24 protein-coding genes are annotated in these 19512 nt (G+C 35.9%); 15 read left to right on the forward strand and 9 right to left on the reverse strand.

Going from position 1 to position 19512, the window contains the following annotated elements:
• The first annotated feature begins 310 nt into the window (after window positions 1–310).
• The 4 genes from IW15_RS15700 to IW15_RS15710 all read left to right on the forward strand — a co-directional run bounded on the left by IW15_RS15700 (window position 311) and on the right by IW15_RS15710 (window position 3146).
• Window positions 311–925 carry a hypothetical protein gene (locus IW15_RS15700; protein WP_131368577.1) on the forward strand — a complete coding sequence of 205 codons (615 nt, stop codon included), beginning with the start codon at window positions 311–313 and terminating at the stop codon, window positions 923–925.
• A 922-nt stretch (window positions 926–1847) separates the two neighbouring features.
• The gene (locus IW15_RS23230; RefSeq protein ID WP_394331247.1) at window positions 1848–1946 is read left to right on the forward strand and encodes a hypothetical protein; all 99 of its coding nucleotides are present in this window, start codon (window positions 1848–1850) and stop codon (window positions 1944–1946) included.
• Between the two features lie 185 nt (window positions 1947–2131).
• The gene (locus IW15_RS15705) at window positions 2132–2551 is read left to right on the forward strand and encodes a VOC family protein (protein ID WP_034713253.1); all 420 of its coding nucleotides are present in this window, start codon (window positions 2132–2134) and stop codon (window positions 2549–2551) included.
• A 58-nt stretch (window positions 2552–2609) separates the two neighbouring features.
• The gene (locus IW15_RS15710; RefSeq protein WP_051882084.1) at window positions 2610–3146 is read left to right on the forward strand and encodes a putative glycolipid-binding domain-containing protein; all 537 of its coding nucleotides are present in this window, start codon (window positions 2610–2612) and stop codon (window positions 3144–3146) included.
• 75 nt (window positions 3147–3221) lie between these two features.
• On the opposite strand, the gene IW15_RS22105 is transcribed toward IW15_RS15710, so the two are convergent.
• The gene (locus IW15_RS22105; protein WP_051882086.1) at window positions 3222–4193 is read right to left on the reverse strand and encodes a chitinase; all 972 of its coding nucleotides are present in this window, start codon (window positions 4191–4193) and stop codon (window positions 3222–3224) included.
• Between the two features lie 273 nt (window positions 4194–4466).
• Window positions 4467–4823 carry a response regulator gene (locus IW15_RS15720; RefSeq protein WP_034713255.1) on the reverse strand — a complete coding sequence of 119 codons (357 nt, stop codon included), beginning with the start codon at window positions 4821–4823 and terminating at the stop codon, window positions 4467–4469.
• Window positions 4824–5278: 455 nt separating this feature from the next.
• Between IW15_RS15720 and IW15_RS15725 the strand changes: the two genes are divergently transcribed.
• Both IW15_RS15725 and IW15_RS15730 read left to right on the forward strand, forming a co-directional pair.
• On the forward strand, window positions 5279–6019 hold the full coding sequence (locus IW15_RS15725; protein ID WP_034713257.1) for a hypothetical protein: 741 nt from the start codon (window positions 5279–5281) through the stop codon (window positions 6017–6019).
• Window positions 6020–6157: 138 nt separating this feature from the next.
• Complete coding sequence (locus IW15_RS15730; RefSeq protein ID WP_034713259.1) at window positions 6158–6379, forward strand: hypothetical protein; 222 nt, start codon at window positions 6158–6160, stop codon at window positions 6377–6379.
• Window positions 6380–6974: 595 nt separating this feature from the next.
• Here IW15_RS15730 and IW15_RS23260 read toward each other — a convergent pair.
• A complete protein-coding gene (locus tag IW15_RS23260) occupies window positions 6975–7178 on the reverse strand; it encodes a bacteriocin-like protein (protein WP_034713261.1) in 204 nt (67 codons plus the stop codon).
• A gap of 760 nt (window positions 7179–7938) precedes the next feature.
• On the opposite strand from IW15_RS23260, the gene IW15_RS15740 reads away from it, so the two are divergent.
• Complete coding sequence (locus IW15_RS15740; protein ID WP_131368578.1) at window positions 7939–8559, forward strand: hypothetical protein; 621 nt, start codon at window positions 7939–7941, stop codon at window positions 8557–8559.
• Between the two features lie 361 nt (window positions 8560–8920).
• On the opposite strand, the gene IW15_RS22855 is transcribed toward IW15_RS15740, so the two are convergent.
• Together IW15_RS22855 and IW15_RS22860 are read right to left on the reverse strand one after the other, a co-directional pair.
• Window positions 8921–9067: a bacteriocin-like protein gene (locus IW15_RS22855; protein ID WP_165585209.1), complete on the reverse strand. Its 147-nt coding sequence runs from the start codon at window positions 9065–9067 to the stop codon at window positions 8921–8923.
• A gap of 28 nt (window positions 9068–9095) precedes the next feature.
• A complete protein-coding gene (locus IW15_RS22860) occupies window positions 9096–9239 on the reverse strand; it encodes a bacteriocin-like protein (RefSeq protein ID WP_165585210.1) in 144 nt (47 codons plus the stop codon).
• Between the two features lie 287 nt (window positions 9240–9526).
• On the opposite strand from IW15_RS22860, the gene IW15_RS15745 reads away from it, so the two are divergent.
• From IW15_RS15745 to IW15_RS15780, 8 genes are read left to right on the forward strand one after another with little or no spacing between them, the layout of a single operon-like run.
• Window positions 9527–10276, forward strand: a complete 750-nt coding sequence (locus IW15_RS15745) for a sulfite exporter TauE/SafE family protein (protein ID WP_034713264.1) — start codon at window positions 9527–9529, stop codon at window positions 10274–10276.
• A 21-nt stretch (window positions 10277–10297) separates the two neighbouring features.
• Window positions 10298–10540: a MoaD/ThiS family protein gene (locus IW15_RS15750; RefSeq protein ID WP_034713266.1), complete on the forward strand. Its 243-nt coding sequence runs from the start codon at window positions 10298–10300 to the stop codon at window positions 10538–10540.
• A gap of 4 nt (window positions 10541–10544) precedes the next feature.
• A complete protein-coding gene (locus IW15_RS15755) occupies window positions 10545–10961 on the forward strand; it encodes a molybdenum cofactor biosynthesis protein MoaE (protein ID WP_034713528.1) in 417 nt (138 codons plus the stop codon).
• A 49-nt stretch (window positions 10962–11010) separates the two neighbouring features.
• Window positions 11011–11883, forward strand: a complete 873-nt coding sequence (fdhD, locus tag IW15_RS15760; protein ID WP_034713268.1) for a formate dehydrogenase accessory sulfurtransferase FdhD — start codon at window positions 11011–11013, stop codon at window positions 11881–11883.
• Window positions 11884–11911: 28 nt separating this feature from the next.
• Window positions 11912–12262, forward strand: a complete 351-nt coding sequence (locus IW15_RS15765) for a DUF7009 family protein (RefSeq protein ID WP_034713271.1) — start codon at window positions 11912–11914, stop codon at window positions 12260–12262.
• Between the two features lie 20 nt (window positions 12263–12282).
• Window positions 12283–14676, forward strand: a complete 2394-nt coding sequence (locus tag IW15_RS15770) for an FdhF/YdeP family oxidoreductase (RefSeq protein WP_084681457.1) — start codon at window positions 12283–12285, stop codon at window positions 14674–14676.
• An 18-nt stretch (window positions 14677–14694) separates the two neighbouring features.
• The gene (locus tag IW15_RS15775; RefSeq protein WP_034713275.1) at window positions 14695–15180 is read left to right on the forward strand and encodes a molybdopterin-dependent oxidoreductase; all 486 of its coding nucleotides are present in this window, start codon (window positions 14695–14697) and stop codon (window positions 15178–15180) included.
• A 26-nt stretch (window positions 15181–15206) separates the two neighbouring features.
• A complete protein-coding gene (locus tag IW15_RS15780) occupies window positions 15207–16121 on the forward strand; it encodes a bestrophin family protein (protein WP_034713278.1) in 915 nt (304 codons plus the stop codon).
• On the opposite strand, the gene IW15_RS15785 is transcribed toward IW15_RS15780, so the two are convergent.
• From IW15_RS15785 to IW15_RS15800, 4 genes are all read right to left on the reverse strand, one after another.
• A complete protein-coding gene (locus IW15_RS15785) occupies window positions 16122–17162 on the reverse strand; it encodes a HesA/MoeB/ThiF family protein (protein ID WP_034713279.1) in 1041 nt (346 codons plus the stop codon).
• A 72-nt stretch (window positions 17163–17234) separates the two neighbouring features.
• On the reverse strand, window positions 17235–17843 hold the full coding sequence (locus tag IW15_RS15790) for an NTP transferase domain-containing protein (protein WP_034713282.1): 609 nt from the start codon (window positions 17841–17843) through the stop codon (window positions 17235–17237).
• On the reverse strand, window positions 17824–18300 hold the full coding sequence (gene moaC, locus IW15_RS15795) for a cyclic pyranopterin monophosphate synthase MoaC (protein ID WP_034713284.1): 477 nt from the start codon (window positions 18298–18300) through the stop codon (window positions 17824–17826). The genes IW15_RS15790 and moaC overlap by 20 nt, the downstream gene beginning before the upstream one ends.
• A gap of 8 nt (window positions 18301–18308) precedes the next feature.
• Window positions 18309–19511, reverse strand: a complete 1203-nt coding sequence (locus tag IW15_RS15800) for a molybdopterin molybdotransferase MoeA (protein ID WP_051882088.1) — start codon at window positions 19509–19511, stop codon at window positions 18309–18311.
• Between the last annotated feature and the right edge of the window lies 1 nt (window position 19512).

Here is a 19512-nt window from a genome sequence, read left to right on the forward strand (position 1 = left end):
TCTCGAAGTAGAAAACGAGGCAAAAATGTAATCCGAAGCGCCGTAACTACTTATCATTTAATTTTAATCCTCATGAGTTATCCGTGTAGCAACTCCAAATTGAAAGTGCAATTTGAATTAATAGATCCAGAAGACAGTGAATGTTATCTAATTTACAACAACAATAAAAAGTGGATTCGATCGCAGTCTATTTTTATCTCGAAATTATAATTGCATAAATTAGCTGAAAGTAGGGATTTTCTACAGTAGTAGTTTTACATACTTTTGTAGTAACGATATTGAACAGTACGCTTTATTAAATCATTATCAAATGAGCTTAAACAACATATGTTTTTCATTGCTATTGGCTGTAACTATTTTAAGCTGCAGCCCCAATGAAAAGGGAAGTCAGCAAAATAAGAAGGTTACTGATACCATTATTACCAAGGAAACGGCCGTAAAAGAAAAAGATAGTCTCGTAACGGATGTTAAAATTCCTGTTATTGACACTATTGCAGTGCTTACTGCTTTTAAGAAAACGGTAACAACTGACCAATTTATTAAAGAGTTAGGTATTGAGGCGGATGGTTTGGGTGGTTCAATTTTTGATTCGGAACGGCCGATTCTGATTGGTGACCTGAATGGTGATCATCAGGATGATGCCATTATGCCTTTTTCTATAGAAGGACGCCAGGGTGGGAATAATTGGGATGCACATTATGCTATTTTCATCAATAATAATGGTGTTCTTGAATATAAATATTCATTTGATAGAGGAGGTGATCTTGCAGAAAGACAAATTAATTTTAAAAGTATAAAAAACGGTATCATAAAAGGCATGGAAGTACCGGGATTTCATTCTGAAGAAGGAAATAATACTCCGGTAGAGTATTTGTACCGTACTACTGACCTTTCAGAAGTAGCTACTGCTTCAGAAACAAAATGATGAACGGAAATAAAAAATAAAATAAAATCTATCTTCCTTGCTTAATAAGTTCATTAAAAAGAAATTTTAGGTACTCAAAACAAATCGATAAGCCAGTTAATTCCCAAGTCAGTCAGGGATGTTGTGGCAACATCAGTAAGCTATTAGCTCCCCTAAAATTGAACACAACAGATCATTTCGATAGTGGATATTGTAAAAAGGTATACTTATACCTTACACAGTGACAGATTACTTTAAGAATTATAGCAATACCAAATTTTGTGCGCAAAAATTCCGGCAGTTGTCTGTCGCTGTTTCAATATCTCAACCCCATTACATCTTACATTTAAACTTTAATAAAAACATGAAAAATTATTTAGGTTGCTTATTATTTTGTTGATTTTTATTATCAAAGCAAAAATATTTTGAGGAAAATTGGGAGGAAACAACCTGCATGAAATGGCATGTTACTGATTAAGCTCCCAATTAAATGTTTCAAGTGACTCAATTATAGTAATCTAATTATGTATTAAAGAAAAATCCAAAATCCCAATCGATGATTCAAAAATCTTACGGAGGTTATTTAGGTTAAGGCTCCCATATATTCGAAATTAGATATTAAAAACAACTTCTCTAAAAAAAACATTCCTTTTTTTAGATCAAAAAAGCAGGCTGCACTCATCTGCTGTTATTCTTCGTTCATGTAGTTTTATTTGCTCAATCTGCATTAGAGGAATATCTTTACTAAAGCGTTAAAAACTTTGTGTATTGAAAATAATTAGAAGAATAACGACCTATTGGAAGATTCAGCTGATTGGATGATTTTTAGCTTCCTTTTATTGGGGGTTTTCAGCATTTTTTACAGGTAATTTTAGTTGGAAAATAAGAATAAAATTTCTCGTATTAGAAACCCCAAATTCTGCAAGACGGGGCAATTGACCTTTTGGCTGAACTGCTGAGGAGTTCCTTAAACAGTAATGTGGGGAGATTAGTACCCTTACATGATGAAATTAATCTTGTTAATAATTATCTTGAATCATAAAAAATCGTCGCACACTTCAAAAGTCTGATTTTAAGGGAACTTCTTCAATGTTAGTCCATATGGTAATTATTTGTAACTTTAGACAAGTTAATTTATATTGCTTATGCTTTATTAAAAAAGAAAGGCAAAGAGTGAAGAAAAATACCTTGATACATTGAAGAAAATAAAATAATAAATCATTAAAAATGGCGAAACAAATTTTTATCAATCTCGCAGTAAAGGATCTACAAAAATCTACGGATTTTTATACTGCATTGGGCTTTAAAATTAACCCTCAATTTTCAGATGATACAGGAAAATGTATGGTTTGGAGCGAGCATATTTTTGTAATGATTTTGACGCATGAAAAATTCGCAAGTTTTACAAAAAAACCTATTGCAGATACAAAATCAAAAATTGCAGGGCTTTTTTCATTATCGGCTGAAAGTGTCGACGAAGTAAATCATATTATGTCTAACGGATTAAAGGCTGGTGGAATAGAACCTAATGAGGTTCGGGATTATGGCTTCATGGTACAACGTACAATTGAAGACTTTGACGGTCATACCTGGGAGGTTTTCTTCATGGATATGAGTAAATTCCCAACAGATCAACCTACTGGATAAAAGAAGTATTCGCTGGAATCACTATTCTATCTGTGGATTCTAGTGAACAGAGAACAATATGAGGATACTTTGGAAAGGGCAGGATAATACGTCATTGGAACTTTGCAGAATCGAGCAATCCGATAATCAGGTCATTATTAATTCTACAATCATTGGTTGTGCCCACGAGCAAACCTATGAGGTTCGTTATGTTATCTCCTTAGATCAACAGTGGAACCTTCAAAGTTTTATGATTGATGCCGATATTAATGGTGTTCCATGGAAAATCACGGGTAAAAAGCATGATGATAAATGGAAAATAAATAACATCCTTGACTTCGCTGATTTTAAATTTATTGATATTTCGTTAACCCCATTAACTAACACACTGCCGATTAAGAAATTATTTACTGAGTTTTTCACGCTTCAGGAGGTTAAAGTTTTGTATATAGACATTTTAAAAAATGAACTTAAGATCGTTCGTCAGTGCTATACTCAATTAGATGACAACCGTTATTTGTATGAAAATACCGATACGGATTTTAAAGCGGTTCTAGTGGTTGATAAGGATGGTTTTGTAGAGAATTATCCAGCTTTATTTGAGCGTATCCTGTAAAAAGTAAGTCATTTTCAGCAGGGTAAACTATTATTTTTTACTCAAATATTCAAAATTGTCCATTTTGCTTCTTGTTTATGCTGGAAATGGTTTCATCTTGCCACATGAGCATTCACAGTTCTTATCATCTATTCCCAGTAACTTAAGAAAGTGCTTGTAAAAAGAAATTCTATCCTGCATAGCTTCATTATTTTCTCCCCTGTTACATTCCAAAGCACCATTAATAATATTGATAGTTAAACCAAATCCATTTCTACCATTATCACTGGATGTTTTATAGTTATCTATGATAACATCATGGCAGGATGGTTTCGATGCCTGAGGCGTCATCCAATAAAATATTGCACTTTCAAAGGCAACATCTGCCTTGCGGGAAACCATTCCGGGATCTTTTAATAAAATATTCTTATCACCAAATATACATTCAGAGGCAAAACCGAAATTCCCATTATAACTCAGTTGAAGAGGGCCACGACCGTAGTATTTCTGCCCATCTACAGCAGGATAATTTGCATTTGGAACGATGTATGTTAAAGTGGTGTCAATTTCATTTTTAAGCATCAGACCATCATCAAATTTACCGTTCGTTCCATTCCGGGTTTCATGGGCAATGTGGGCGAAAAACGCTGCTATTTCTTTTTTCTGATAATCAGAACCTTTTACTGTACCGAAATCAGCATAATCAACCGTATATGAGTCATAGCCTTTGTCCTTAGCCCATGGCTCATCCCATTCTTTATCTTGTCTGATCACTTTTGATTCACCTGTAGGCTTATCCGTTCTGGTTATTTTATATATCCATTTTCCTCTTGTCTCAATTTTGACCTTAATTTTTGACATATGTGATACCGCCCTTTCAAAATCTTCATAGCTGTAAAATCGATTTCTGTTCGGGAAAAATGTTTCAAATTCTTTTTTAGAAAAAGAAACAGGAACTTCCGATTTGCCTTCCTGACTTGTACTTTTCGCTTTTCCTCTGCAAGAAAAAAGGATGATGGCCAGAAAGATTGTTCTGGCCGCCAAAATTGATATTGTACGTAGTTTCATATTATGTAGTCTGTGTTCCCGTTATTATTTGTTAATTTAATGAATTAGCCAATTTATCACGTTCATTTTTAAGAATTTATTGTGCTTACAGGCATAAGAAGGTAAAAAATAATCCTCTGTTTATAAACTGTCTTGCAGTGAATTATCTATTATTCCAATGGTGAGAATCCTGCAACGACCAATGGTCAAGCTGTATCATAAAACAAGGAAAGAATTATGATGCGCTCTACATTAAAACTTAAAGATGAAATAAGGCGAAATCATTAGTTACAATTAAGTATTTTTTTTAACTACATCTATCATATGGTCAATATCAAAGGGTTTTTCGATATAATCGTCAGCCTTGCATTCCTTTGCCTTTTTTGGAACGTCAGGAGATGTTGAAGTCAGTACTGCCGATACATCTTCCGTTTCAGCATCAGATTTTAGTTCTTCAATAACCTGTGATCCTTTCTTATTTCCTTTGATGTGGTCATCTACAATAACGACATCAGGTTCAATCTCATCAATTTTATCAATAGGCTCAGTAGTTAACGAAGGAGTAACATCAAAACCTTCGTCCTCCAATACCTGTTCCATGATGTCCAGGATATCTTCGTTATCCTGAATAAGGACAACCTTTTTTTTCATAACAGTCAATTTGTAATGCAAATGTATGAAAAAGAACAATTGAATGGATCACGTAGGGCAATGGTGTACGAACTAACTATAATTATATCGACAAATATCTGCCTGTTTATCGATATAATTCGATGGGTATTTGAAGTTATTTTAAATCGAAATGCCGGAACTTTGGGACATAAAAAAATCAATTAAAATAGCTTTTTTGCATTATAAAATATTTAATTGTTGTCAAATGACCAATGATAATTACATGCAAATAATAGGCAAGGTTGATAATCCATATAAATTAATGATACTGAAATATAAATACTGGAATATAACTCTATAAGAGACATTAAATTCTGAAAACATAAATGAATAATGTAATCAGTCTCCTCCTCATTCTTGTTGATCCCTCAAAATGGTAAGAAAAATGGAGACTGCTTTTAATCTTAATTTATTTTAATCAAAATACATTAAAAATGAAAAAAATATTTTTTTTATTAATCCTTTCAATCTATTCGGCCATGTATGCTCAAGTGGGTATTGGTACAGCAACCCCTCAAAAAAGTCTTCATGTGAATGGTTCGTTACAAGTTACAAATGAACTTAATGTTGGAGGTAATAGTAATACTGCAGGTTCGGCAGGCCTGATTGGTCAAGTTCTAAAATCAAATGGACCAGGCGCAGCACCCTCATGGCAAACTTTAGCAGGTGTTCCCACATCAACAGGGACAGTAATAGCTGTTAATGGACAGTTTTTAGTTGCACAGGAAATTACTGTTCAAATGACTGCTGACTTTACAGCCGTTGGGTCTCCCGGGGCTACTGTAGCTAATCCCATTGGTAACCTCAATAATGAAATTATTGATAATGAAAATCTTTATGCTGGAACGGCTACAACCAATTCTTTTAAAGTTTCTGCTGACGGGGTTTATCAGATTAATATGAATGTGCAGATTTCTACGACCAATGGAACATCACCCGTTATTGGAATATGGAACAATACCACTGGACTGTGGGTGGCAAGAGTAAATGACAATTATGTATCGCCGACCGGCGGATTGCAAACTTATACTTTAATTACCTCAATTCCGATGTTGGCAGCAAATACCTATTCGTTTAGAGCTATAAATACACAAGATTACACACTCAAGTATTTAAGCACAGGTTCTACAGGTTCTGGTCCTATTACACAGGTTTCTGTAAGACGATTAAAATAAGGCAGTAAAAAAAATCCTATCAAAATACACCATTATCGGAAAGCTTTGTAGAAAATTCACAATTGGGATAAAATCTATATTTTCATTATAGGGCATCAATTTCAGAAAAAAATATTAACTCATTCCTAAATAATTGCTATGCTTACATCTAAAGATAGTTTTTTACATCTTCTTAAAGCTGAAATAGAAGAGTTTTATAAAATTAGCATACCTGATTATACTGAAGAAAAACAGATTGTTTATATACTTTCCCGTCATTTATTAGGGATTTATGAGAAAAAATTATATGTAAATTTCTTATGTGGGAAAGTGGTTGATTATAAAGTCTTTTATTATATTTTTAATAAAAAGTTGATCTAGACAAGCTAGGCTGTTCAAATTACCTTAGCCACCTTTTTGTCCGTTTCAATAGGTGTTGGGATGAATATAAAGGCTTTGGTTTATAGTATTATCCGTAAGGAATCTATCATTTACCTTAATTAAAAGTAAGGTCCATTAATTTAATGAAGTACGCAATTTGTATAAAAATATTAAATTTTAAGTTAATTAGAAATGTTAGAAAATTATATTATTTATGGGTTAGCTGTAGCTGTTATTATAATGGGATTTATTATTCTTCGGCAAAGAATGAAAAAATGAGAGCCCAAGAAACTACGTGAAAATAAAGCTGGTTAACTCAGAGTTGCTCATACGCTATACTATTTCGGCTCTGCAGAATTTTGCTTCCTGGAAATATATTGATAAGATTTCACTATTCTTACATTGCTAATAGCGGAAAATTTCCTCATTTTCTGTTATCAAAATTGAGGTTGGGACAGAATTTATTCCCGTGGGACGATTTTATAGGAAAGAAGTGAAGAAACTAAAATACTACAGGCGGAATACAAATTTGTAAAGGATCATATCTACCATATATCTAAAAAAATAGAGCTTACCAACATAAGCTCTATTTTTTTTAAGACTCACAACAAGGTGGTTCAACTGGTGGATTACATAGACCCCATTGCTGGCCCGCATCAGAAATAGGATGACAAGCAGTTCCTATGCAGCATTGATTGGGTCCGCATCCCTGATTTGGTGCCCAGGGTGCACCACATTGGTTATATCCCCCAATAATTTCTTTTTGTGCGACTCTGCTTAATTTTTTTAAATTTTTCATAATAAATGGTATTTTGGATTTTTCTATTCTGTTTAAGCTTTTTGGGTCACGTTGTCATTTAGAATATGTTTTTATCATTCCAAAGGTACAGGGCATATACGAGCACAGTATTTTAGGCTAAAAAATGCAACCTGATCTATACACATATTAAGGGAAGCACAATAATTATTGTCCTGAGGTGGCTGACAACTATTACCCGCTCCATTTATCAATTGTATAAGTATTTATTCTAAAATTTAACTGTCAAAAAATATTTACATATTTTATAAAAAATTTCTACATTAAATATAATACATTGATTTTAATAGTTATATTGAAATGATAAAAAAATTAAAAAGACATTTTTTTGTTAATTGTTACCTTTGGGTTAGTGAGTATAGTTGAGTTTACCAACTGCAAAAGATAATCAGATGTTAATGTAAACGATAATACATATCTAAACCATTATTAAAATAATCATCAAAATGAATACTCAAATTGGAGTATAAGACTTACCTAACATCTTTGAATTGAAGCAGTAATAGTTACTATTGTGGGCGTTTTGTGGTGCGAAAATTGCAAGAAGTTGTAAATAATTAACTGTTTAAAACAGAATTATTTACACTCTGTAGACGCAGGTTTCTTAAAGATTGGAGGTGTAAGGATAAGATTATAATACTGTAAAGTAGACATATCGGTGGTAAGCAGTATGATTGGATAAATTAGTGACTTTTAAATAATACTGAAAATTTAGCTGGAGAACCTATAATTGCAATTGCCTATGAAATATACCATTTGCCTTATCTCATCCTTGTTGTTACCTGTTTTGTTTTTGGTATATACCATCGGGTGCACAAAGGATGTAGATAAAGAACTGATAAAAATGACGGCTACTATGAGTGTATCCAAGAAAATCAGTAGGGGAGCCAGATCTGATGTGGAATATATTCAGAAGTTTACGGAATGCAAGGCTACTTTCAGCAGAACTTTTTCAGGGTTGGGGAGTATGTTCAGAGCAGATAAACTAAAAAATATTTATTTGCCCGCACCTGCCGGTATACTACCAGATATCTATTGGGAAAATCCTACACTTAAGCCTGCTGAAGAAAGGAAAGCGTCTTTTTATATATTCAGGGCCGATCAGCAAAGAATGAATAATGCGGTGAAAATACCTTATATATACTTGAAGTTAGACAATGAAAGTCATTCTGAAACTGGCTATTTAACTGAAATTTACGTCTATACTCTTGGAGAAAAAATAGGTGGTTTAACTATTTTTTTCATCATGGTTATCAATTTGATCCTATTTATAACTGCTTTGATAAAATACCAGCGAAACAAGCTCTATGTAGGTATAGGTATGGTAACCATTTTATTTTACATTTTATTGTTACTTTTTTAGTTAGCATAAACGTGAAGCCTAATTCATCAATGGAAAACGGAGATAGAATGGGAGGTGTTCCACTATTTGTTGATCCTGGAATGTTATTTCTAAACATACTTTATCCGTGATAATGTTTTTTCGATATTTTCAACACGGCGATATTACCGGAGATTTGGAAAAATATTCGGAGCATCTGAACAATATTTTCAGATGGTCAATGAATCTGGTTTCGAATATCACACTCCTAAAAAAGGCTTAGAATCTTTGATTCTAAGCCTTTTTTATTCCTGAATGATGTGCATTTTTTTGTAAATACATATCTAATTAGGTATGAAAGTTTTCATCAACTAATTCACTTATTAGGTAATGAATTTAGTTCTTAACTTAATATATCACACGGTGCTACACAAACCACCCAGGGACATCTTTTTATTCCCGGAGGCGGACAGCATGCTTCAGAGCAGGTTAATGCTCCGCCATTGATACTTTTCAACTGATCTCTTGAAATTTTTTTACAATTTTTCATAATCAAATAATTTAGGTAAACTTAAAAATTAGGGCTGGTTTCCACCACCACATCCGTCGTACGGCATGCATTGCCATTTCCCGCTGATTAAACAGAGCTGACCACCCGGGCAGTTAATACCTCCGCTAATTGCTTTCATTTCCTGTCTTTCGATTTTTTTTAAATTTTTCATAATATTTCGGTTTAGTTCTATCCGAAATTAATAAATTTTCTTTAACTGAAGTGAAATTATCTTAAAAATATTTATTTGTGATATTTTATTTTTTAGGAAAAATAGACATCGGACTATTGATCTTGTAGGTATAAAAGAACATAGAAGTCGGAAATTTTACATTTTATTTTGCCGAATCTTTTTTTTCGATTGCTTTTTTGAAAATTACCCCATTTAGTTTTGGTGGATTTACATAAAATAAATAGTAAAATCAGTATTATTGTAATAGAAATAATTGGTGAAATGTTATGGGGCACTGGGAGATTTTTTTATTTTTTTTAATCATTGCTTTCGTATATTCCTCTGTAGGGTTTGGCGGCGGATCCAGCTATCTGGCTGTTTTGGCGATGTACAGTCTTCCGTATCAGGAGATACGTTTAACAGCATTGATCTGTAATGTTATCGTGGTAGTAGGCGGTGTTTATATTTATATTAAAAACAAACAGATTGACTGGAAAAAAATACTTCCCATTACCTTTGCCAGTGTGCCTATGGCCTATTTGGGAGCTATACTAAAAATCAGTCAGGAAACCTTTTTTTTAATTTTGGGAATCACTTTAGTAATCGCTGCTGTACTATTATGGGTGAAAACAGATGTGAAGAAAGAAGAGAATTTGGCAGAAGCTTCCAAACCATCAATTCTTAGAAATAGTTTTCTGGGTGGAGGGATAGGATTTTTATCCGGATTGGTAGGAATTGGCGGCGGAATTTTTCTCTCCCCTTTACTTAATCTGCTGAAATGGGATACACCCCGGAAAATTGCAGCAACGTCCAGTGTATTTATACTGGTGAATTCTATATCAGGTATTTTTGGACAGATGTCGAAATTATCTGTAGATATAGATTATTTCAGAATTTTGAGTTTATGTCTGGCCGTATTTGCTGGTGGGCAGATAGGCTCTAGAATGTCTCTGAAATGGAATCTTTTAGTCATCAAAAGAATGACAGCGGTTCTTGTTTTGGTGGCGGGGATAAATATTTTAATAAAATACTGGTAAATCCGGGTTAAAAAATTAACAATGAAACTAAAAATATTAGCTTTCGGAATAACAAAAGATATTTTCGGAACCTCAGAAAAAGAAATCGAGGTAGATGAATGGTTGACTGTAAGTCAGTTAAAAAATATCCTGGAAGAAGATTTTCCGGGGCTTAAAAAGCTGAATTCTTATTTTATTGCCATTGATGAAGAATATGCAGAAGAAGATCAGGTGATAACCAGTACAAACGAAATAGCAATAATTCCTCCTGTAAGTGGAGGATAAAGGTATGATTGATATAAAAATAACAGAAGATCCGCTTTCTATCATTCACTGTCTTGAGATAGCTCAGGATCTGGGCAGCGGAGGTATTGCAACATTTATAGGAACGGTTCGTAACAAGACCAAAGATAAACCTGTTATCCGTCTTGAATACGAATGCTACCAATCTATGGCAATAAAAGAAATACAAAAAATAGTGGAAAAAGCTATTTCTTTATTTTCCGTACGGAATGTAGTGGTACATCACCGTATCGGAATCTTATATCCCGGTGATGCTGCAGTGATCATAGTTGTAAGTGACGGACATAGAGATGCTGTTTTTGATGCCTGCCGTTATATTATTGATACCGTAAAACAGAAAGTTCCCATCTGGAAAAAAGAAGTTTTTGAAGATGGGGATGAATGGGTTTCTGCCCATCCATAATTTTGAGAAATAAAATTTCGTATATTTACTCTACAAGTCCTTTATGTAGATGAAAGCCAATACATCGGAAAATAAATCAGTACAGAAGATCGAGATTATCAAAGTTAAAGACAACAAAAGTTTTTTCTATGCTGATGATATTTCTGTAGAAGAACCTTTGGAAATAAGGGTTTCCTATCGTACTGAAGACCGGAAAGAAAGCAAAAATATATCGGTGACGATGCGAACACCAGGTAATGATAATGAACTTGCCGTAGGTTTTTTATTTACAGAAGGCATTATTTCCGGCGGTGAACAAGTCAAAAGTGTAAATCATTCTCAGGCAGAATGTTCCAGAAACCGTGAAAACATTGTAATTGTTGAGCTTGCGGACGGTTTCATTCCTCAATTGATGAAAGCAGACAGAAACTTTTATACGACTTCCAGTTGTGGTGTATGTGGAAAAGGATCTATTGAATCAATACGAACGGTGACTTCTTTTCAAAATCTCAAAAAATCTCATCAGAAAGTAACGTTTGAGACCTTATATCAATTACCGGAAAAACTACAGTCTTTTCAAAATAACTTCAGTGCAACAGGAGGAATACATGCTTCAGGTATTTTTGATTTAGAAGGCAATCTGCTTGCTTTACGGGAAGATGTCGGAAGACATAATGCATTAGACAAACTTATTGGACATGCTTTATTCACCCATATGCTTCCACTTCAACAGAAAATCCTGGTGTTAAGCGGAAGAGCCAGTTTTGAACTGATTCAGAAGGCGGCAATGGCTGGTATTTCTATAGTTGCAGCAATAGGAGCTCCATCCAGTCTCGCAGTGGATTTAGCAAAAGAATTTGATATTACACTATTAGGATTTTTAAGAGATAACCGTTTTAATATCTATCATAAAAGCAGTAGCCTCGAGATTATCCAAAAGTAGTCTGCATACATGTCAAAAGAATAAACAAATGAAAATAAGAATTAAAGATAACTCAATAAGATTTCGTCTGACGCAGTCAGAAGTTGCAGAATTAGGAGAAAGCGGAATAGTTTCCAGCTTTACCCAGTTTGTGGAGAGACCGTTCATTTACGCAATAGAAAGAACAGATGATGAAGTGTTGTCTGCCGAATTTATTGAAAATAGAATGGTGATGAAAATGCCTAAGCGAATGGTTGAAGAGTTTGTATCAACAGACAGGGTAGGCTTTGACGGACAAACGGGCGAGATTAAACTGCTTGTGGAAAAGGACTTTGTGTGTATTGATAATACGCTGGAGGACCAAAGTGATAACTATCCAAACCCAAATCTTAAATGCTGATAATCCCAAAATAAAAAGCAATGAAAGAAATTGATGAAAATAAAATAGAACAAGAAATAAATAAGGAGCCCAGTGCCGAAAACCCTTATGAATTACTTGACCTAAAGCTTAGTCATGTTGAAACATCAGCGGCAGGAATTCCTGCTGTGATCGCTGCTTTTAGTGATTTATTAGAAGAAAAAACACCTGTCAGAGGAATGCGGGCTTTATTTAAAATGAATCAGATGGGAGGTTTCGATTGCCCCAGCTGTGCATGGCCGGATCCTGACGATGAACGTTCAGTACTGGGTGAATATTGCGAGAATGGAGCAAAAGCACTGGCAGAAGAGGCAACCACTAAAAAAGTTACCCCAGAGTTTTTTAAACAAAATTCGGTTTATGATCTTGCTAAATTAGATGATTATCAGATTGGTAAAATGGGAAGGCTTACAGATCCAATGTATTTACCGGAAGGAGCTACCCACTATCAGCCGATCAGCTGGGATCATGCCTTCAAAAAAATAGCAGAACATCTCAATGCACTGGAATCTCCGGACGAAGCCGCTTTTTATACATCCGGAAGAACGAGTAACGAAGCATCATTCGTGTATCAGTTATTTGCAAAAGAGTTTGGAACCAATAATATGCCCGACTGTTCCAATATGTGCCATGAGACCTCAGGATCTGCATTGCGTCCAACGATTGGAATTGGTAAAGGAACAGTAACCCTGGAAGATTTTTACGAAGCCGAGCTTATTATAATCATAGGACAAAACCCGGGGACCAACGCTCCGAGAATGATGAGCGCTCTGGCCAAAGGAAAAGCAAACGGAGCTAAAATCATTGCTGTTAATCCACTGCCGGAAGCCGGTTTGATGGGATTTGTTAATCCACAAAGTGTTAAAGATATCCTTAAACGAGGCGTCCAGCTTGCGGACCTTTATCTGCCGGTAAAGATTAACGGTGATATGGCACTGCTGAAAGCCCTTGAGCTCATATTAATTGAATTTGAAAATAAAAATCCGGGTACAGTATTCGATGATCAGTTTATTAAAGAAAAAACGGTAGGATATACTGATTTCCTGAAACAGTTTGATCATTATAATCTGGACGAATTGGCCACGCTTTCAGGAGTTGCCAAAGAAGATCTTTATAAGGCAGCAGAAATGATAGCGTCCAGAAAAAGAATCATTGTGAGCTGGGGAATGGGACTTACCCAACAGCCGAATGGCGTAGATATGATCCGTGAAATTCTCAATATACTCTTACTGAAAGGAAGCATAGGAAAACCCGGATCAGGGGTTTGCCCAGTTCGTGGTCATAGCAATGTACAAGGAAACAGAACCATGATGATTGATGAAAAGCCCACAGATGAACAGCTTGACCGTCTTGAAAAGTTCTATGGTTTTAAAGTACCTCGTAAACATGGTTATGACGTGGTAAGAGCTATCAAAGCGATTCATGAAGAAAAAATAAAAGTGATGTTTTGTATGGGAGGTAATTTCGTGTCAGCAACGCCGGATACTACCTATACAGCACACGCACTACGAAAACTGAATTTACTTGTATCGGTTTCCACCAAACTGAACCGGGGGCACCTTGTTCATGGGAAGGAAGCACTTATCCTGCCAACCTACGGACGAAGTGATAAAGATATCGTGAATGGTGAAATACAGATTGTGACGACAGAAAATTCCATGGGAGTGGTGCAGGATTCAAAAGGAATGCTGGATGCCTTATCAGATAATCTGGTGAATGAAACCCAGATCGTTTGCCGCATGGCAATGGCTACTTTAGGCGAAAGATCTGTGGTCAACTGGCAACGTTACCACGATAGTTATGATGCAGTACGGGATGACATCGAGCAATGTATTCCGGGTTTTGAAAATTATAATGTTCGTGTTCGTCAAAAAGGAGGTTTCTATCTTCCCAATGCTGCACGGGATAAACAATATTTCTCTAAGGAACTGGGAGGGCGTGCTCCATTTACATTAACGGAAATACCGGATAATAAGCTGGCCGATGATGAATACATGATGGCTACCACCCGTACCCATGATCAGTTTAACACCACTATTTACGGATTAGATGACCGGTATCGGGGTATTAAGAATGAGCGCCGTGTCGTATTTATGAACCAAAAAGATATTGATAAGGCTGGATTTAAAGCTGGAGATAAAGTAGATCTTTATAATTATGATGATGGGATAGAAAGGGTGGCACCTCTGTTTATTATTGTTTCCTATAAGATCCCGGAAAAGAATACAGTCACTTATTTCCCGGAAACCAATGTATTGGTATCAGTAAATAATGTAGTGAAAGACAGCAATATGCCTGCTTCCAAATATGTGAAGATCAAAATAAAAAAACATGATCCGGAAGTGTACAAAAAAGTGGACGAAATGCTCTATAAAGGAGCTGTTCAACGTTCATAGTTTTAAAAAAAATAATACATGAAAAAAATATTTTTATTACCATTATTTTTAGCTTCAGGGATTGCTTTTACCCAGTCTTCATACAAATTAAAGGTCAGTGGTGAAGTGCAGCAACCATTGGAACTTTCTTTATCAGATCTTTCAAAAATGCCCAGAAAAGAAGCTTCATTAAAAGATAAAGAAGGAAATGTACATACATCTACTGGGGTAGCTGTTTCCGATATTCTTGCAAAAGCCGGAGTACCTTCAGGGAAAGAACTTCATGGAGAAAACCTTTCAAAATATCTGCTTGTAAAGTGCACAGATGGATACCGGGTTTTATTTTCATTGGCAGAACTTGACGCTTCTATTGCAGAAAAAAATGTCATTATTGCAGATACAGTAGACGGCAAACCATTATTGGAGAAAAAAGGTCCGCTTCGTATGATTGCAGAGGGCGAGAAAAAGCCTGCCCGCAGCTCTTACCAGGTAGAATCACTAATAATAGGACACGTTAAAGATTAATTTCCAGACGCGATTATAGAAATCATATGATTATAAGAAAAAAAGAACATTGGTTCAAAATGCTTTTTGTCTGGCATGGATCTGTATTACCACGGCTGTTGCCACGCCTTATCCTACTTTTTGTATTATCTCTGGGGGTAGCCTATCTTCATGGGATTATTTTTTCATTTAAAATTCCGCTCAATCCGGCCCCATTAACGTTGTTTGGTTTTGTGCTGGCTTTATTTTTAGGATTTCGTAATAATGTAAGTTATGACAGATTCTGGGAAGGACGAAAATTATGGGGGGCATTACTAAACGTAGCCCGGTCACTGACACGTCAGACGCTGACCCTGAAAAAAAGAAAAGATCTATCTTCGGTTTCTGAATTTATTCAGATGCTTAGCTCTTTTATATTTGCCCTCAAACATCAGCTTAGGAAAACAGATTCTTATGATGATTTAAAGCAAAGACTGGATGAAGAGAAGTTGGAACTGGTCATGAAAGCAAAATATAAGCCTATTGTCCTTATGCGATTGATGGCAGAATGGGTTCAGAAAGCAAAAGACGAAGGTGAAATTGATACCATACAACAGGCCCGTTTTGATGAAAATTTAGATAAACTTGCAGATATAGTAGGCGGATGCGAAAGAATTGTTTCTACTCCCATTCCTTACAGCTATAGGGTCTTATTACATCGTACAGTTTATATTTACTGTGCGCTGCTGCCTTTTGGATTGGTTGATACGCTGGATTGGTTCATGCCGTTTATTGTGATATTTGTAGCCTATACATTCGTGGCCTTTGAAGCCATCGCAGATGAAATTGAAGATCCGTTTGGTACAGAAGCAAATGATTTGGCATTGAACAGTATGTGTCATATGATTGATGAAACCATGCATGAACTGGCCGGAGAGCAGATTATTACTTCACAAAAACCTGTTCAAAATATTATAGACTGATTATGGATGGAGTTTTCCGATACCGCCTTTCAGGGAAAATACTTCTTTTTCCGGAAAGGTTTTTTTAATTTTTCTGGCAGCTTCTGCACTGCGTTTTCCGGACTGGCAATAGACTACAATAGGTTGGGATACAGCAGAAATAATCTGAAAATGGTCATGTAGATTTTCCACGGGAATATTGTCCCCGCCTATATTAAAGTCCTGATGTTCTTGTGCTGTCCGTACATCTATAATTTTAAAATTTCCCTGATTTTCTTTAAAATATTCAAAGGTTATCAAAGGAATAGTTTGTTGCAGTTCTGTAATTGCGGCTGAGGTTTTTCTTAACTTAATAATTTGAGTTCTGCCGCTCATCACATTCATCATCCATAATTTTCCGGCTAAAATACCTTCAGAACCGGTTACATATTTGATGGCTTCATTGGCTTGCATACAACCGACGATTCCGGCAAGGGTAGGAATCACTCCGCCTTCTCTGCAGTTGGGAACCTGTGACTCTTCAACATTAGGAAATACATCACGGTAATTCGTTGAATACGAACCATCTTTCTGTAACATATTCCAAACACTTACCTGACCTTCATACTGATAAATAGCCCCGTAGATTAAGGGTTTTCCAGCCAAAACACAGGCGTCATTCAGTAAACATTTCGTTTCAAAATTATCCGTTCCTTCAATAATCAGATCAAATTCTGAAATCAAATCCATTACATTAGAAGAAGAAACCCTCAAACGATAAGGCTGAACCGAAACAGACGGATTTTGTTGCTCTAATTTTTTAGCAGCAACGTCTACTTTAAACAATCCGACGTCATCCGGAGTATACAAAATCTGCCGGTGCAGATTGCTTAGAGAAACAATATCATCATCGGCAATGCCAATCGTACCTATGCCGGAAGAGGCCAGATACTGTGCTGAAGGGCAGCCGAGACCTCCCATACCAACAATCAGAACTTTGGCATTTTGAAGTAATTCCTGGGAAGAAATACCAAATTCCGGTAAAACCATCTGGCATTGATAGCGTTCAAACGGGTGATTCATACTTATTTCTTTTTGTTACCTCGTGCTCACGAAAGTATCTCAGTAACTGAATTCGTGAATTAATGGATTTTTTTATTGTTTTTTCAGAAATTCCTGTGCTTTTTCAGCCTCTTCAGGAGTATTCACATTCATTAAAGCATCAGGATTATGCGGTTCTAAAATAAGGGTGTCACTATTGATTAAAACCTTTCTGGGACAGGTATTTCCTATTCCTAAAAAATTCAGCAGAAGAGGATAGCTTTTGGGTTCCCAGATCGTAATTAATGGTTCAGGTAGACCATCAAAAGGGCTTTTATAGGTAGTCGCCACTTTTTCAGGATCCCGTGATTCTAATAAGATCTGCAATGATTTTTCATCCAGTAAAGGCATATCACAGGCAACAACCAGCCATGCTTTATCCCTCTGAGAGCGCAGTGCAGAAAGAATACCTCCAAAAGGGCCCATATTCAGAAAAGTATCAGTAAGCGCATTGTATTCTTCATCGAAGTCTTCCAGCTGATCCTGTCGGCACGAAATAAAAACTTCATCACAAAATGAAGCGAGCAGATCTGCTGCAAAATAACGCTGCTCCTTTCCATGCCAGTGAAGCAGGTCTTTTGCTTTTCCCATTCTTCTGCTTTTCCCACCCGCCAGTACCAAACCGTTAATGGAAGGAATGCTGTTATGTTCTTCTGAAATCATTTTTCCCACCGGATTTTTCGATTAATTTAATTTCTTTAATGATGATATCATGGCTCATGGCTTTACACATGTCATAAATAGTTAATGCAGCTACAGAAGCGCCTGTAAGCGCTTCCATTTCAATTCCTGTTTTAGCCTCTACTTCTGCCGTGCAGTAAATTTCAATTTCATGGCTGTCGGTCAGTTCAATATCTATTTCACAGTTTTCAAGACCTATCGGATGACAAAGCGGAATGAGTTCGCCCGTTTTTTTTGCAGCCATTATTCCCGCAATGATAGCAGTTTGAAAAACGGATCCTTTCGGGGTTTTAAAATCACCTTCCTTTAGTTTTTGTAAAATATTTTCTGGAAGTTCTACGGTTGCTTTAGCGATAGCTTTACGATGGGTAACTGCTTTTCCGCTTACATTAACTATGGCAGGTTCCAGTTTTTTATTGAGATGAGAAAAATCTTTCATAAATTTTTTTAAAAATTATATTTCCATATGGTATACACTTCTCCTTTTCTGAAACTAGTCTGTTCCATAGGCAGTTCTATAAAAGCATGGGTGTCCGCAAGATGTGAAAAATCACCGGATCCGTTAGTGTCAACTGATTTGGCAATTAGCTGGCCGGATGAATTTACACTGAGTTTTACCTGTACAAAATACTGAAGCGGAAAAGGAAAATCAATATCATTCTGTAAAACAGCAAACTGGAATCCGGAATCCGGAATTTCCAGCGATTTTTCCAGCCAGGGAATAAAATACCGGTGTAAACACATAAATACAGAGACTGGATTTCCGGGAAAAGCAAAAACAAGTTTCTGATGCTGGCTTTTACCAAACCAGAAAGGTTTTCCCGGCCTTTGTTTTATCTTATGAAACAGTTTCTTTATTCCCAGTTCTTCACATACTTTGGGTAAATAATCAAATTTTCCCATGGAAACTCCGCCACTCATAAGAAGTACGTCGTATTCATTTATACAGCGGGAAATTTCTTTTTTTATGTCTTCATAATCATCGTTCAGGTGAAGAATGTCTGCCTGAATTTTATATTTTTCCAGCACAGTCTGAATGGTGATTCCATTGGAACGCCTCAGTTGAAATGGAGTAGGAACAGATGCTGCGCTTACCATTTCGTCTCCTGTAGAAATGATGACAATTTTTGGAAGTTTTTTTACCGATAAAATGGTTTTTCCGATAGATGAAGCTATGCCGATAATGGCAGGAGTAATAATCTGGTTAGCTGTCACCAGAATGTCTCCCATTTTTTTATCTCTTGCCTTCAGATGAATGTTCTGACCTTTTTTAATATCAATATTGACGCTGGCGATGCCGTTTTCTATTGAAATATCTTCATATCGGATAACAGTATCTACTGAATGGTCAAGTGCCGCTCCGGTCATGATTTCGATACATTCATTTTCTGAATCTACAGATAAAGAAGGTTCGCCTGCAGATTGTACAGCTTTAATAGCAAAAGATCGGATCCCTTTCTCATAAGCAGCATACCTGATCGCAATACCATCTACAGTAGGTCTGTTAAAAGGCGGTAAATCCCGGTCTGCAAAAAGGTCTTCTGCCAGCACTCTTCCCAATGCAGCTTCATAAGAAATTGGTTCATTACCAAAATCCTGATATTGAGACATGATGATATCTTCTGCCTGTTGTACGGTGATCATTTCCATT

The organism is Chryseobacterium soli (assembly GCF_000737705.1).
Classification (GTDB): Bacteria; Bacteroidota; Bacteroidia; order Flavobacteriales; family Weeksellaceae; genus Chryseobacterium; species Chryseobacterium soli.